The following is a 14,767-nucleotide window of genomic DNA, read 5'->3' on the forward strand; positions in this document are numbered from 1 at the left end:
AAGCTCGGCGGGCACTCGCTGCTCGCGGGCAAGCTCACCAACCGCATCCGCAAGGCCCTCGGGCTCCAGGCCGCCATCCGTGACGTGTTCCTCGCCCCGACGCCCCGCCAGCTGCTGCGACGCCTCGGCGAGCAGGACGCCGGACCCGCCCGTCCCGCCCTGCGGCCGGTCCCGGAGGAACGGCGGCCCCAGCGGATCCCGCTCTCCTACGCCCAGCGCCGGCTGTGGTTCCTGAACCGGCTCGAAGGGCCGTCCGCCACCTACAACATCCCCGTGGTGACCCGGCTCCACCGCCCCCTCGACCCGGCCGTGTTCGCCGCCGCCCTCGCGGACGTCGCCGCCCGGCACGAGGTGCTGCGCACCGTCTACCGCTCCACCGGCGGCGAACCCCACCAGCAGGTCCTCGACGGCGCCGTGCCCGTCCTCGAACAGGTCCGGGCCGACGGCCCCGACGCGCTGCGGGCGGCCGTCGACGAGGCCGCCGGACACGTCTTCGACCCGGCCGCCGAGATCCCCTTCCGGGCCCGGCTCGTGACCGGCGCCGACGGCGGCCAGGTGCTGGTGCTGCTCCTGCACCACATCGCGGGCGACGGCTGGTCCACCCCCTGCCTCCTCGCCGACCTCGACACCGCCTACCGCGCCCGCGCCGGGGGCCGCGCCCCCGACTGGGAGCCGCTGCCCGTCCAGTACGCCGACTACACCCTCTGGCAGCGCGACCTCCTCGACGGCGAACACGGCCTCTCGGGCGAGCAGTTGGCCCACTGGCGCACCGCCCTCGACGGACTGCCGCCGCTGCTCGCCCTGCCCACCGACCGGCCGCGTCCGGCGGAGAGCGACGGAGCCGGCGCCCTCACCGCCCTCGACGTGAGCGCCGCCACCCACCGGGCCCTGCTGCGCCGCGCCCGGAGCAGCGGCGCCACCCTCTTCATGGTCGTGCAGGCCGCCCTCGCCGCCCTCCTCACCCGGCACGGCGCGGGCACCGACATCGCGATCGGCACCACCGTCGCCGGCCGTGCGGACGACGCCCTGCACCCCCTCGTCGGCTTCTTCGTCAACACGCTGGTGCTGCGGACCGACACCTCGGGCGACCCGGCCTTCACCGACCTGGTGCACCGCGTCCGCGAGACGGGCCTCGCCGCCTACAGCCACCAGGACCTCCCCTTCGACCGGCTCGTGGAGCACCTCAGCCCGCACCGCTCCGCCGCCCACGCCCCGCTCGTGCAGGTGATGCTCCAGGTCCACGCCGCGACCGCCGCCGCCTCCCGCACCCCGAACGTCCTGGACGGCGAACCGGTCGCGTTCCGCGCCGTCGGCGCCAAGTCGGACCTCACCTTCGCGCTCACCGAACTCACCGACGCGGACGGCGCCCCGGCCGGACTGCGCGGCGCCCTCGAATACGCCACCGCCCTCTACGACGAGGACACCGCCCGCCTCCTGGCCCGGCGCCTCGCCGAGACCCTCGACGCCTTCGCCGCCGACCCCGGACTCCCGCTGTCCGGACCGGAGTACGGCCCGGCCGCCCCCGCGGGACCGGAGGCCGTACGGGACGAGAGGGGGCGCCCCGCACCCGTACGGGTGCCCGGCGAGGTGTACGGGCCGACGCCCGGCGGCGGTGCGCGGCCCACCGGCCGGCGGGCCTTCCCGGCCGCCGACGGCACCCTGCGGCCCGTCGCCGTCCTCACCGCGGGCGGCTATCCGGTGGAGCCCGGCCGCGTCGAGGACGTCCTCACCGGCCGTCCCGGCGTGACCGGGGCGACCGTCGCCGTCCGCGAGGACCGGCTGTACGCGTACGTCACGCGCGTGCCCGGCGGCCCCGGCGAGGCGGAGCTGAGGGCCTTCGCCGCCGAGCGGCTGCCCGAGTACCTGGTCCCCGCCCGTGTCGTCGTCGTGGACCGGCTGCCCGCCCCCGGCGCACACCCCGACCTCGTGCCCGAAGGGGAGGCGCCGGGCGCGGCCGCCCGGGAGGACGAGCTGCTCGCCCTCTTCCGCGACGTCCTCGGCGGGCGGCCCCTCGGCCGGGACGACAACTTCTTCAAGTCCGGCGGCCACTCCCTCCTCGCGGTCCGGCTGCTCAACCGGATCCGCGCCGAACTCGGCCGGGACCTCACCCTGCGGGACGTGTTCCGCAACCCCACCGCGGCCTCCCTCGCCCGACGCCTCGCCGAGACGGACCGGTCGCCCGCCGATACGGGCCGGGCACACGCCGATACGGGCCGGGCACACGCCGATGCGGGCCGGGCACACGCCGACGCGGGCCGGTCGCCCGTCGACGCGCCGCCCGCGCCCGGTCCGGTGGTGCCCCGGCCGCCCGCCGTCCCGGCGCTGCGGCGCCGGACCAGGGCGGGCGCGCGCCAGGGCCGCTGACGGCCCGGCACCGGCAGCTCCGGACGGCTCCCTCTGCCGCCCGGAGCCGCCGGTCCGACTGCCCCGGAAGGGAGGGAGCCGCGCCTAGCGTGAAGGGCACGGAGGCGAGAGGAACCGTTCGCCCCGGTCTCTCGGCCCCTTACCGGAGGAACCCAGCATGCCCCCCAGCAGAACGGACGACCTGCTCGACGGCGGACCCTCTCCCGCCCCCGCCCCGCCCGTGCTCGACCTGATCGCCCACCAGGTCCGCACCCGCCCCGACGCCCCCGCCCTCGTCCACGCCGGCACCCGCCTGACGTACGCGCAGCTCGCCGCGGCCGTGGACGGAAGGGCCCGGGAGCTCGCCGCCCTGGGCGCGGGGCCCGGCCGCCTCGTCGCCCTCCACCGGCCCCGGGGCGTCGACGCGATCGTCGGCCTCCTCGCCGTCCTCACCACCGGCGCCGCCTACCTGCCGCTCGACGTCCAGGCCCCCGACGCCCGCAACGCGGCCATCCTCCGGGACGCCTGCGGCGACCTGGCCCCCACCCCGGCCGAGGTCGCCCGGCACGGCGAACTCGTCCTCGAAGGACCCGGCGCGGAAGCGGGCGCCGCCTACGTCATCTACACCTCCGGCTCCACCGGCACCCCGAACGGCGTCGTCGTCGCCCACGACTCCCTCGCCCACTTCACCGCCGGCGCGACCCCCGCCTACGGCATCGGCCCCGACTCCCGGGTCCTCCAGTTCAGCCCGCTGCACTTCGACGCCAGCGTCCAGGAGGTCTTCCCGACCCTCGGCGCGGGCGGCACCCTCGTCCTGCGCACCGACGACATGCTCGACGTCGGCGAACTCCTCGCCGGCTGCGAGCGCCACGGCATCACCCTCCTCGACCTGCCCGCCGCCTACTGGCACGAGCTCGTCCACGTCCTGACCACCGGCTCCGTCCGCCTCCCGGACCAGCTGCGCACCGTGCTCGTCTACGGCGAGGCCGTCCTGCCCGAGCGGATCGCCCAGTGGCGCGGCCTGGCCGGCGACCGGATCCGCCTCCTCAACGGCTACGGCCCGACCGAGACCACCGTCGTGGCCACCGTCGCCGACCTCACCCGGCACGAGACCGGTCCCGTCCCCATCGGCCGCCCCCTGCCCGGCGTCCGCGCCGCCGTCGTCGCCGGTGAACTCTGGCTCCTGGGCGGCGGCCTGACCCGCGGCTACCTGCACCGCCCCGAGCTGAACGCCCGCCGCTTCACCACCCTGGACGGCGAGCGCGCCTACCGCACCGGCGACCTCGTCACCGTCGGCGAGGACCGGCAGATCCTCTACCACGGGCGCCTCGACGACGAGGTGAAGATCGGCGGCCAGCGCATCGACCCCGCCGCCGTCGACTCCGTCCTCGCCGGCCACCCCGCCGTCCGGGAGGCCGCCGTCGTCGCCCAGCAGGACGCCGAGGGCGTCAAGCGCCTCGTCGCCTTCGTCGTCACCGAGGGCGGCACCGGCGCGGAGGAACTGCGCGCCCGGGTGCGCGACCGGATGCCCCCCGCCGCCGTCCCCGCCGTCAGCGTCGTCGTCGCCCTGCCCCGCACCAGCTCGGGGAAGATCGACCGGAAGAAGCTGCGCACCACCGACCCGCACCTCCCCGTCGTCCACGAGGAGCCCCTGCCGGCCGGGGACCGGGTGCCGCTCTCCCACGCGCAGCGGCGCCTCTGGCTGGTCAACCAGCTCGACGGACCGTCCGCCGCCTACAACATGCCGGTCGTCCTCCACCTGGACGCGGTGCCCGACCGCACCGCCCTGGCCGCCGCCGTCACCGACCTCGCCGAACGGCACGAAGTGCTGCGCACCGTGTTCCTCGCGCCCGGGGACGAGCCGTACCAGCACGTCCTCGCCCCCACCGCCGTCCGGCTCCGCACCGTCGAGTGCCCCGCCGCCGAACTCCCCGCCCGGGTCGCCGCCTTCACCGCCGAGACCTTCGACCTCTCCCGCGAACTGCCCCTGCGCGTCGCCCTCTTCCTCCCCGAAGAGGGCCCCGGCGCCACCCTCGCCGTCCTGCTCCACCACGTCGCCGGCGACGGCTGGTCCCTCACCCCCCTCATGACCGACCTGGCCCGCGCCCACGCCGCCCGCGCCGAGGGCGCCGCCCCCGACTGGGAGCCGCTGCCCGTCCAGTACGCCGACTACACCCTCTGGCAGAACGACGTCCTCGGCGCCGGCGACGACCCCGACTCCGCCACGGCCCGCGGCCTCGCCCACTGGCGGGCCGCCCTCGACGGCCTCCCCGAAGCGACCGACCTGCCCCTCGACCGGCCCCGGCCCGCCGTCCGCGACCACGCCGGCGCCCAGGTGACCGCCCTCCTCGGGGCCGACGCCCACGCACGGCTCGTCCGCCTCGCCGAGGAGCACCACGCCAGCGTCCTGATGGTCCTCCAGGCCGCCCTCGGCCTCGCCCTGCGGGCGGCCGGCGCCGGGGACCGCGTCGCCCTCGGCACCCCCGTCGCCGGACGCGACGACGAAGCCCTCGACGACCTGGTCGGCTTCTTCGTCAACACGCTCGTGCTGCCCACCGACACCTCCGGCGCACCCGCCTTCACCGGCCTCCTGCGGCGGGTCCGCGACACCGTCCTCGCCGCCTTCGACCACCAGGGGCTGCCCTTCGACCTCCTGGTCGAACACCTCAACCCGCCCCGCACGCCCGGCCTCCACCCCCTCTTCCAGGTGATGCTCACCCTGCGGACCACCGGGACCGGCGACGCGACGTTCCGGCTCGGCGCGACCGGGGGCCGGTTCGCCGCGGACGGCCCGGCCACCACCAAGTTCGACCTGACCGCCGCCTGCGAGGAGCTCCGCGACGCCGACGGCGCCCCCGCCGGACTGCGGATCGCCCTGGAGTACGCCACGGACGTCCTCGACGAGGACACCGCCCTGCTCCTCCTCACCGCCCTGGAACGCGCCCTGCGCACCGCCGCCGACCGGCCCGGCGACCCCGTCCAGGACACCGCGCTCGTCACCCCCGCCGACCGGCTCGCCCTCGACGGACGGCGCGCCCGCACCGCCGCCCGCGCCGTCGAGACCGCCGCCGAGGAGGCCCTGGCCGCCGCACACGCCGGCACGGAACCGCCCCCGGCCCACGTCGACACCCTGTGCGAGCTGTTCGCCGAGGTCCTCGGCCTGGACCGGGTGGACCCGCACGAGGGGTTCTTCACCATCGGCGGCCACTCCATGAGCGGCGTGCGCCTCGCCAACCGGATCCGCGCCCGCCTCGGCGCCGACGTCCAGGTCCGCGACCTCCTCCTCGCCCCCACCCCCGTCGCCCTCGCCCGCCGCATCGCCTGCCAGGCGGCCGCCCCCGGCCCCGAAGGCACCGCCGCCGGGACCGCCCGGCCCCGGCCCGTCCCGCGCCCGGACCGGCCCGCCCGGCTCCCCCTCTCGTACGCCCAGCGCCGCCTGTGGTTCGTCGACACCCTCGAAGGCCCCAGCGCCTCCTACAACATCCCCCTCGTCCTGCGGCCGGCCGCACCGCTCGACGCGGACGCCCTCGCCCGGGCCCTCACCGACCTCTCCGACCGCCACGAGGTGCTCCGCACCCGCTACCGGACCGTCGACGGCGAACCCCACCAGGAGGTCCTGACCGGCGTCCGCCCCCCGCTCGACGTGCGCGCCGTCCCCGCCGCGCGGCTCCCCGAAGCCGTCGCCGAGGCCGCCGGACACGTCTTCGACCTGGCCGGGGACACCCCGCTCCGGGCCACCCTCCTGAACACCGAGGAGGAGGCGCCCGACGGACAGGTCCTCGTCCTCCTCGTCCACCACATCGCCGCCGACGGCTGGTCCACCGGCCCCCTCCTCGCCGACCTCACCACCGCCTACCTCGCCCGCGCCGGGGGCCGCGCCCCCGGCTGGGAGCCGCTGCCCGTCCAGTACGCCGACTACACCCTCTGGCAGCGCGACCTGACCGACGGGCCCGCCGCCCGGGACCACCTGGAGTTCTGGGAGAAGACCCTCGCCGGCGCGCCGCCCGTCCTCGAACTGCCCTCCGCCCGGCCCCGCCCCGCCGAGGCCACCCACCGCGGCGGACACGTCCCCGTCGCCCTCGACCCCGCCACCCACCGGGCCCTGGAGGCCCTGGCCCGGCGCGGCGGCACCACCCTGCTCATGGTCCTCCAGGCCGCCCTGGCCGCCGTCCTCACCCGGCACGGCGCCGGCACCGACCTGCCGCTCGCCACCATGACCGCCGGACGCGACGACGAGAACCTCGGCGACCTGGTCGGCTTCTTCGTCAACACCCTGGTGCTGCGCACCGACACCTCCGGCGACCCCACCTTCGCCGAACTCCTCGAACGGGTCCGGCGCGCCGACCTCGCCGCCTACGCCCACCAGGAGCTCCCCTTCGACCGCGTCGTCGAACACCTCAACCCCGTCCGCACCACCGCCCACCACCCGCTGGCCCAGGTCGTCGTCCAGCTCCACCACGACTACACCCGCGACGCCCCCGGCGCGGCCGCCGCGCGCGGCCTCTTCCGGGAGGGCGGCCCCGCCCTCCTCGACACCGTCTCCACCAAGTTCGACCTCACCTTCGCCCTGACCGAACTGCGGGACGCCGAAGGACACCCCGGCGGCCTGACCGGCGGCCTGGAGTACGCCGCCGACCTGTTCGACGCCCCCACCGCCGCCCTGCTCGCCGCCCACCTGGACCGCACCCTGCGCGCCGCCGCGACCGACCCCGGCGTACGGATCGGGGACGTCGACCTCCTCACCGACACCGACCGCCTCCGGCTCGGCGCCGCGTACAACGACACCGCCACCGTGCCGCCCGCGGGACCGGACACCGTCCACGAGCGGATCGCCCGCCGGGCCGCGCGCACCCCCGACGCCCCCGCGCTCGTCACCGACGACGAGACCGTCCGCTACGCCGAACTCGACGCCCGCGCCGACGCGCTCGCCGCCCGCCTCCGCGCGGCCGGAACGCGCCGGGGCGACACCGTCGGCGTCCTCCTCGACCGGGGCGTGCCCCTGGTGGTGACGGCGCTCGCCGTCCTCAAGTGCGGCGCCGCCCACCTCCCGCTGGACCCCCGCCTCCCCGAGGCCAGGATCCGGCTGATGGCCGAGGACGCCGGGGCCCGCCTCGTGGCGACCGACACGGCGCACGCCGCCGCCCTCCCGGACGGCTTCCCCGCCCCCGTACTCACGGTCGACGCGCCCGTCGCGGCACCGGGGAAGGAGGAGCCCGAGGCCGCCCGCGCCACCGGGGACGACCTGGTGTACGTGATGTTCACCTCCGGATCGACCGGCCGGCCCAAGGGCGTCGGGGTCACCCACCGCAACGTCCTCGAACTCGCCGCCGACCGCGACCTCGCCGTCGGCGGACCCCGGCGGATGCTGGTGCACTCCGCGACCGGCTTCGACGCCTCCGTCTTCGAGACCTGGCTGCCGCTGCTCGCCGGCGGCACCCTCGTGATCACCCCCGGCGACGGCACCGACCTCGCCGAGACCGCCCGCGCCGTCCACCGGCACGGCGTCACCTGCGCCTACTTCACCGTGGGCCTGTTCCACGTCATGGCCGACGAGGGCCTGGACACCCTCCGGGCCCTGCGCGAGGTGTGGACCGGCGGGGACGTCGCCTCCCCGGCCGCCGTCCAGCGGGTCCTCACCCACTGCCCCGACACCGTCCTCGTCCACTCCTACGGGCCCACCGAGACCACCTTCGCCTCCCACAACCAGTGGTTCACCACCGGACAGCGCACCCTGCGGGGCGCCGGCCTCCACCTCGGCCGGCCCATGGACAACACCCGCAGCCACGTCCTCGACGACGCGCTGCGGCCCGTGCCGCCCGGCGTCCCCGGCGAGCTGTACATCGCCGGCGCGCACGTGGCCCGCGGCTACGTCGGCCGCCCCGGCACGACCGCCGAGCGGTTCGTCCCCGACCCGTTCGAGAACGACGGCAGCCGCATGTACCGCACCGGCGACCGCGTCCTGTGGACCCCCGGCGGCGAACTCCGCTTCCTCGGCCGCGCGGACGGCCAGATCAAGCTGCGCGGCGTACGGATCGAACCCGGCGAGGTCGAGCGGGCGCTCGCCGAACACCCCGCCGTCGGCCAGGCACTGGCCGTGGTCCGCGAGGACCGGCCCGGCGAGAAGACCCTCGTCGGCTACGCCGTCCCCCGCGCCGGCGGCTCCGTCACCGAGGCCGAACTGCTCGCCGCGGCCCGCGCCACGCTCCCCGAACACCTCGTGCCCTCCGCGGTCGTCGTCCTCGACGCCCTGCCGCTGACCGTCAACGGCAAACCCGACCGCGCGGCCCTCCCCGCCCCCCGCCGGCCCGCCCCGGCCGAGGGCGGACGGCGGCCCCGCAACGCGCGCGAGGAGGTGCTGTGCGCCCTGTTCGCCGAGATCCTCGACGTGCCGGAGGTCGGCATCGACGACAACTTCTTCTCCCTGGGCGGCCACTCCCTGCTCGGCGTCCGCCTGGTCAACCGCATGCGCGGCGTCCTGGGCGTCGAGCGCACCGTCCGCGACCTCTTCCGCCTGCCCACCCCCGCCGGCCTCCTCGGCCTGTACGACGACGGGGCCGGGGCCGGTGACGGCAGCGGGGACGACGGCACGGCCGGAGCCCTGGGCGTCCTGCTGCCGCTCAGCACCCGGGGCACCCGCCGCCCGCTGTTCTGCGTCCACCCCGGGACCGGCGTCGGCTGGGCCTACGCGGGCCTCGCCCGCCACCTCGGCGACGACCAGCCGCTCTACGCCCTCCAGGCCCGCGCCCTCAGCGACCCCGGCCACCGGCCGCGCAGCGTCGAGGAGATGGCCGACGACTACCTGGAGCGGATCCGCCGGATCCAGCCCTGGGGCCCCTACCGGCTGCTCGGCTGGTCGTACGGCGGGATCGTCGCCCACACCATGGCGGTGCGGCTCCGCGAGGCCGGCGAACACGTCGAGCTCCTCGCCCTCATGGACGTCCACCAGACCGGACCCGGCAGCGTCTCCGTACTGCCGCCGGAGGAACGGACGGCGCCGCCCGCCGGGGACCTCGCGGAGGCGGTGGCGCGGATCCGCCGCGAGGACCCGGTCCTCGCCGGCTTCTCCGACCCGGAGCTCCGGGCGGTGCTGCGCGCCTCCGAGACCCACGCCGGGCTCATGGCCCGGCACGTGCCGGGCGTCGCCGACACCGACGCGGTGTTCTTCACCGCCCGCAGACCGGGAGAGCCGGAAGGCGCCCTCGCCGCCACCTGGATTCCCCACGTCCAGGGAATCGTCGACAATCACACCGTCGAATGCGGGCACCTGGAAATGGCCGGACCTGAACCACTCGCACACATCGGAAGCATTCTCTCGGAGAAACTCTCCGCCCTGCAGAAGAAGGAAATGAGGAGCCAGTCATGAGCGATTCCGTCAACCCGTTCGACAACGCCGAGGGAACCTTCCACGTCGTCGTGAACGACGAGGGCCAGCACTCCCTGTGGCCGGCCTTCGCGGACGTCCCCGGCGGCTGGACCAGCGTCCACGGCCCCACCGGCCGGGCCGAGGCCCTGGAGTACGTCACCACCCACTGGACCGACATCCGCCCGCGCGGCCTCGTCGCCCAGTACGCCTGACGCCCCGCCGGGGGAGACCCGGAAAGGCGCCGCGCCCCGCTTCCACCGCGGGGCGCGGCGCCTTTTCCGTTTCCCGCCCGCGGAGTCGCCCGGCCGGAATGCCGGCAGGAAAGTGCCGGTCCTTGCTGCCGCTCCGACTTCCCCTTCCGGAGCCTGCCGAAATCTATTCTTCAGGCATGAAGATTCTCTTGAGCGGAACCGCGTCGGATTCCCATACGTGGAATCTCGTGTACCTCGGGCTCTTCCTGGAGGAGCTGGGGTACGAGGTCGTCGGGATCGGCCCCTGCGTGGACGCCGAGCTGCTCACCGCCGCCTGTCTGCGGCACGCTCCCGACGCGGTGGTGCTCAGCAGCGTCAACGGACACGGCTACCGCGACGGCCTCGCCGCCGTCCGCCGGCTGCGCGCGGAGCCCGCCCTCGCCGGGCTGCCCGTGGTGCTCGGGGGAAAGCTCGGCGTCGCCGGCCACCGCCAGGAGGCGGACGTCGCCCGCCTGACCGAGGCGGGCTGCGACGCCGTCCTCGGTGAGGACCTGGACGCCCTGCGCGGCTTCCTCGCCGCCGGGGCGCGCCGGGAGCCCGCCGGGGCGCGCCCGGAGCTCGCGGGGCCACGCCTGGCGCCCGCCGGGCCGCGTGGAGAGTCCGCCGGGCCGCGTGGAGAGTCGGCCGGATCGAGCCGGGACGTCGTCGGGTCGCACAGCGACGTCGTCGGGGTGCGGCGGGAGCTTGCCGGATCGCACCGCGAGGTCGCCGTACCGCACCGCGAGGCCGCCGGATCGCGTCGGGAGGTGCCGGCTTGACCGCCACCGCCGTCGCCCGCTCCTTCGGGGCGTTCGTCGCGGCCTCCGCCGCCGCCGGCCGGCTCGTCGTCCAGCCCCGCATGGGCTTCGGCGACCCGGTCCTGATGCGGGCCGGACTCGCGCGGACGCGGGCCGCCACCGCCCACACCGTGGGCACCCTGACCGTCGACAGCTACACCCGCGTCGGCGACCTCGCCGCCGCCCGCGCCGCCGTGGCCGAGGGCGCCTCCCTCAACGGCTACCCGATCGCCACCCACACCCCCCGGATCACCCGCGACCTCCTCGCGGGGCTCCACGACGAGGACTTCCCCGTCCAGGTCCGGCACGGCTCCGCCCGCCCCGGGACCATCGTCCGGGCCCTCACCGCCGCCGGCCTGACCGCCACCGAGGGCGGCCCCGTCTCGTACTGCCTGCCCTACGGCCGCACCCCCCTGCGGGAGTCCGTCGAGGCCTGGGCCCGCGCCTGCGAACTGCTCGCCGGCACGGCCCGCCCCGGCGCCACCCCCCATCTGGAGAGCTTCGGCGGCTGCCTGCTCGGCCAGCTCTGCCCGCCCGGCCTGCTGGTCGCCACCAGCGTCCTGGAGTGCCTGTTCTTCGCCCAGTACGGGCTGCGCAGCGTCTCCCTGAGCTACGCCCAGCAGACCGACCCCGGCCAGGACGAGGAGGCCGTACGGGCCCTGCGCCGCCTCGCCGCCGAGTTCCTGCCCGCCGGAGTCGAGCACCACGTCGTCCTCTACACGTACATGGGCGTCTTCCCCCGCACCGAACGGGGCGCCACCCGCCTCCTGGAGGCGTCCGCCCGCCTCGCCGTGCGCTCCGGGGCCGGCCGGCTGATCGTCAAGACCGCCGCCGAGGCCCACCGCATCCCCACCGTCGCGGAGAACGTCCGCGCCCTGGAGACCGCCGCCGCGGCCGCCGCGCTCGCCGGACCCCCGGAGCCCGACCCCGTCACCGCCACGGGCGGCGAGGTGTACGAGGAGGCCCGCACCCTGATCGAGACCGTCCTCGGCCTCCACCCCGACCTGTCCCGCGCCCTGCCGGCCGCCTTCGCCCGGGGGCTGCTCGACGTCCCGTTCTGCCTCCACCCCGACAACCCCGGCCGCTCCCGCGGCTTCGTCGACCCCGCCGGCCGGCTCCGCTGGGCCCGCACCGGCGCCATGCCGATCCCCGCCGACCCCGCGGCCGACGCCACCCCCCTCACGGCGGACGGCCTGCTCACCGCCCTCCACCACGTCGCCGGCCGCTACGACGGCCCGTGGCACCGCGACGACGACGAGGGCGGCGACGGGGACGACGACCGCGACCGTCCGCGGGCCGCCCCGCTCACCGTCTGAGACACCCGCCCCCCGGCCCACCCGCACCCACCACGAACAGGAGCCCCGCCATGGACCAGCCCCTCCCCGCCGGCCTGCCGGCCGCACCGGCCGCACCGCCCCCGCTCGGCGAACACCTCCGCTCGCCGCAGCTGCGGACGGCCATGCTCGTCCAGCAGGAAGCCCTCCGGGCCGCCCGCGACTTCCTGTACGGCCGGGGCTTCACCGAGCTCCTGCCGCCGCTCGTCGGCCCCGTCACCGACCCCGGCGGCCGCGGCGCCAAGGCCCTGGACGTCGACTACTACGGGCACCCCTACAAGCTGATGACCAGCGCCATCCTCTACAAGCAGGCGTCCCTGCGCGGCTTCCCGAAGCTCTTCTACATCGCCCCCAACGTCCGCGTGGAGCCCGAGGAGACCGCCACCACCGGCCGCCACCTCGTCGAGTTCCACCAGATCGACGTGGAGATCGCCGACGCGAGCCGCGAGGACGCCCAGGAGATCGCCGCCGGCCTGCTCACCCACGTCGCCGAGCACGTCTGGACGACCGTCCCCGGCCTCCTCACCGGACTCGGGCGCGAGGAGCGCGACTTCGCCGACGTCCGCGCCGGCAAGTACGACGTCCGCACCCACGACGAGGCCGTGGCCCGCCTCCTGGCCTCCGGCCACCCGCAGAACCCCGACGGCGAGATCGACTGGACCGGCGAGCGGCTCCTCTCCCTGGAGAGCGACCGGCCCTTCTTCATCGACGACTACCCCAAGGGCTCCCGGGGCTTCTACGACCGCGAGGACCCCGAACGCCCCGGCGTCCTGCGCAACTTCGACCTGATCGCCCCGCACGGCTACGGCGAACTGGTCTCCGGCAGCGAGCGCGAGTCCGACTACGCCACCATCGTCACCCGCATGCGCGAGAGCGGCGAGAACCCGGCCAAGTACGCCTGGTACCTGAAGGAGGCCCGCGAGGGCATCCCGGCCAGCGCCGGCTTCGGCATGGGCCTCCAGCGCCTGGTCCGCTTCCTCACCGGGCTCGACGCCCTCTGGCAGGTCAGCGCCTACCCGAAGCTCCCCGGGGCGGTGTCCCCGTGACCGGCCTCGGCGCCCCCGGCTTCCCCGAGGAGGCCGTACGCGCCCGGGCCCGGCGCGGCACCGCGGAGGTCTTCCCCGACCCCGCCGCGTACGGCACCCGGCTCTTCGGCCCGCGGGAGGAACCGTACGGCTCCGGCTCCGGTGACGCCCTCGACCGGGCGCGCGTCGTCCCGCCGGTCTTCATGCCCGAGCGCCTGGAGAAGCTCATCGACCTCGCCCGCGAACCGGAGTTCACCGACGTCGACCTCACCACGCGCACCGGCGGCCTCACCGCCCGGCTGCCCCTCTACCTGTCCGCCTTCGGCTCCACCCGCGCCGGCAGCGGCGACCTCGCCGTCCACGCGAGCCGGCAGGCCGGCCGCCTCGGCATCCCCATGGTCATCGGGGAGAACATGATCCCCGTCCACGGCTACCGCCGGGCCGGCGACGCCACCCGCTCCGCCCTCCTCACCCGCGTCGAGGCCTACCTCGACGCCGCGCCGGACGGCGTCGGCGGCATCGTCGTCCAGCAGTCCACCGAGGACGCCGACTCCGAGGTCTGGAACCTCCTCTACAGCGACCCCGCCGTCCGCCCCCTCCTGGAGACCGGCCGCCTCGCCTTCGAGCTGAAGACCGGGCAGGGCGCCAAGCCCGGCCTCGGGGGCATGACCGTCGTCGACCGGGCCGAGGGGGAGCGGCTCGCCCGCCGCTTCACCGTCACCGAGGCCTTCGGTCCCGACGGCGACCACCGGCTGCGCTGCGCCACCCCCGGCACCTTCACCGACGAGATCCTCCGCCAGCAGCTCCGCTTCATGCGCAACAACTTCCCCCGGGCCCGCACCTGGGTGAAGTTCCACCCCGGCCGCGACATCGCCCACGCCGCCCGCACCGCCTGGGACGCCGGAGCCGACGCCGTCACCGTCGACGGGGCCGAGGGCGGCACCGGCTGGGCCCCGGGCGTCTTCCTCGACCAGGTCGGCCTGCCCCTCGCCGAATGCCTGCGCCGCATCGGGCCCCCCGCCGGCTGCCTCCTCGCCAGCGGGGGCATGTGGGAGGGCGGCCGCGTCCTGCGCGCCCTCGCCCTCGGCGCCACCGCCGCCGGTCTCGGCCGGGCCGCCCTCGTCGCCGTCGACGAGGACCCCGAGCACGGCCTGGAACGTCTCGTCGAGAGCATCGCGCTCGAACTGCGGTTGCTCGTCAGCGCGTTGGGCAAGTACGCCGTGACCGCCCTCGGCCCCGAGGACCTGTGGTGGCCCGACGGCCACCCGGCCGCCCCGTACCCCGGCCACCCGGCCGGCCTCCCGGCCGGGGCGACGCCGTGACCGCCCGCCGGCCGCGCGGCGGCGGCTGTACCGTGCACGCCCGCTTCTCCGTACGGGAACTCCCCGGCATCACCGTGACCGCCCCCGACGAGGGGGCCGCCGCCGCGGCCCGGCACAGCGCGCAGCGCGCCCTCACGGAGGCGGGCCGGGGCCACCTCGGCGGCCGCGTCGAACTCCGCACCCCCCGGACCGCCGTCCGGGGCCCGAGCCGGCGGCGCGCGGTGCGCCGGGCCGCCGACCGCGCGGTGGCCCTCGCCGTCGCCGCGGGCCTCCGCGGCGACACCAGGGCCGTCCGCGTCCCGGTCCGCCCGCCGGCCCGGACCCGCACGTCCCCGCCCTGACCCGCCCCGAGC

At 76.6% G+C, this 14,767-nt stretch carries 7 protein-coding genes and 1 pseudogene; all 8 read left to right on the plus strand.

Annotation, left to right across the window (positions count from 1 at the left end; all coding sequences use genetic code 11):
* Positions 1-2,364 (plus strand): condensation domain-containing protein (locus tag ADL08_RS04735; RefSeq protein WP_234351995.1); only part of this gene is annotated, 2,364 nt, incomplete at its 5' end.
* Between the two features lie 157 nt (positions 2,365-2,521).
* Positions 2,522-9,706 carry a non-ribosomal peptide synthetase gene (locus tag ADL08_RS04740; RefSeq protein WP_053640766.1) on the plus strand — a complete coding sequence of 2,395 codons (7,185 nt, stop codon included), beginning with the start codon at positions 2,522-2,524 and terminating at the stop codon, positions 9,704-9,706.
* Positions 9,703-9,918 carry an MbtH family protein gene (locus ADL08_RS04745; RefSeq protein WP_053640767.1) on the plus strand — a complete coding sequence of 72 codons (216 nt, stop codon included), beginning with the start codon at positions 9,703-9,705 and terminating at the stop codon, positions 9,916-9,918. The genes ADL08_RS04740 and ADL08_RS04745 overlap by 4 nt, the downstream gene beginning before the upstream one ends.
* Before the next feature lie 176 nt (positions 9,919-10,094).
* A pseudogene (locus tag ADL08_RS04750) lies at positions 10,095-10,487 on the plus strand (cobalamin B12-binding domain-containing protein); the annotation flags it as partial.
* Positions 10,488-10,711: 224 nt separating this feature from the next.
* Positions 10,712-12,049, plus strand: coding sequence for a methylaspartate mutase (locus ADL08_RS04755; RefSeq protein WP_053640768.1), 1,338 nt, complete (start codon positions 10,712-10,714; stop codon positions 12,047-12,049).
* Positions 12,050-12,099: 50 nt separating this feature from the next.
* On the plus strand, positions 12,100-13,113 hold the full coding sequence (locus ADL08_RS04760; protein WP_053640769.1) for an asparagine synthetase A: 1,014 nt from the start codon (positions 12,100-12,102) through the stop codon (positions 13,111-13,113).
* Entirely contained in the window at positions 13,110-14,414 is a 1,305-nt protein-coding gene (locus ADL08_RS04765; protein WP_053640770.1) for a glutamate synthase-related protein, read from the plus strand. Before ADL08_RS04760 ends, ADL08_RS04765 begins: the two co-directional genes overlap by 4 nt.
* Entirely contained in the window at positions 14,411-14,755 is a 345-nt protein-coding gene (locus ADL08_RS04770; protein ID WP_053640771.1) for a hypothetical protein, read from the plus strand. The genes ADL08_RS04765 and ADL08_RS04770 overlap by 4 nt, the downstream gene beginning before the upstream one ends.
* Positions 14,756-14,767 lie beyond the last annotated feature (12 nt).

It is taken from the genome of Streptomyces sp. NRRL F-6492 (assembly GCF_001280125.1).
In the GTDB taxonomy this organism is placed as follows: Bacteria; Actinomycetota; Actinomycetes; order Streptomycetales; family Streptomycetaceae; genus Streptomyces.

Excerpts from the sequence above, each read along its gene's own strand:
- ADL08_RS04740 (WP_053640766.1), top strand. The coding sequence starts at position 2,522 with ATGCCCCCCAGCAGAACGGACGACCTGCTCGACGGCGGACCCTCTCCC.
- ADL08_RS04745 (WP_053640767.1), top strand. The coding sequence starts at position 9,703 with ATGAGCGATTCCGTCAACCCGTTCGACAACGCCGAGGGAACCTTCCAC.
- ADL08_RS04760 (WP_053640769.1), top strand. The coding sequence starts at position 12,100 with ATGGACCAGCCCCTCCCCGCCGGCCTGCCGGCCGCACCGGCCGCACCG.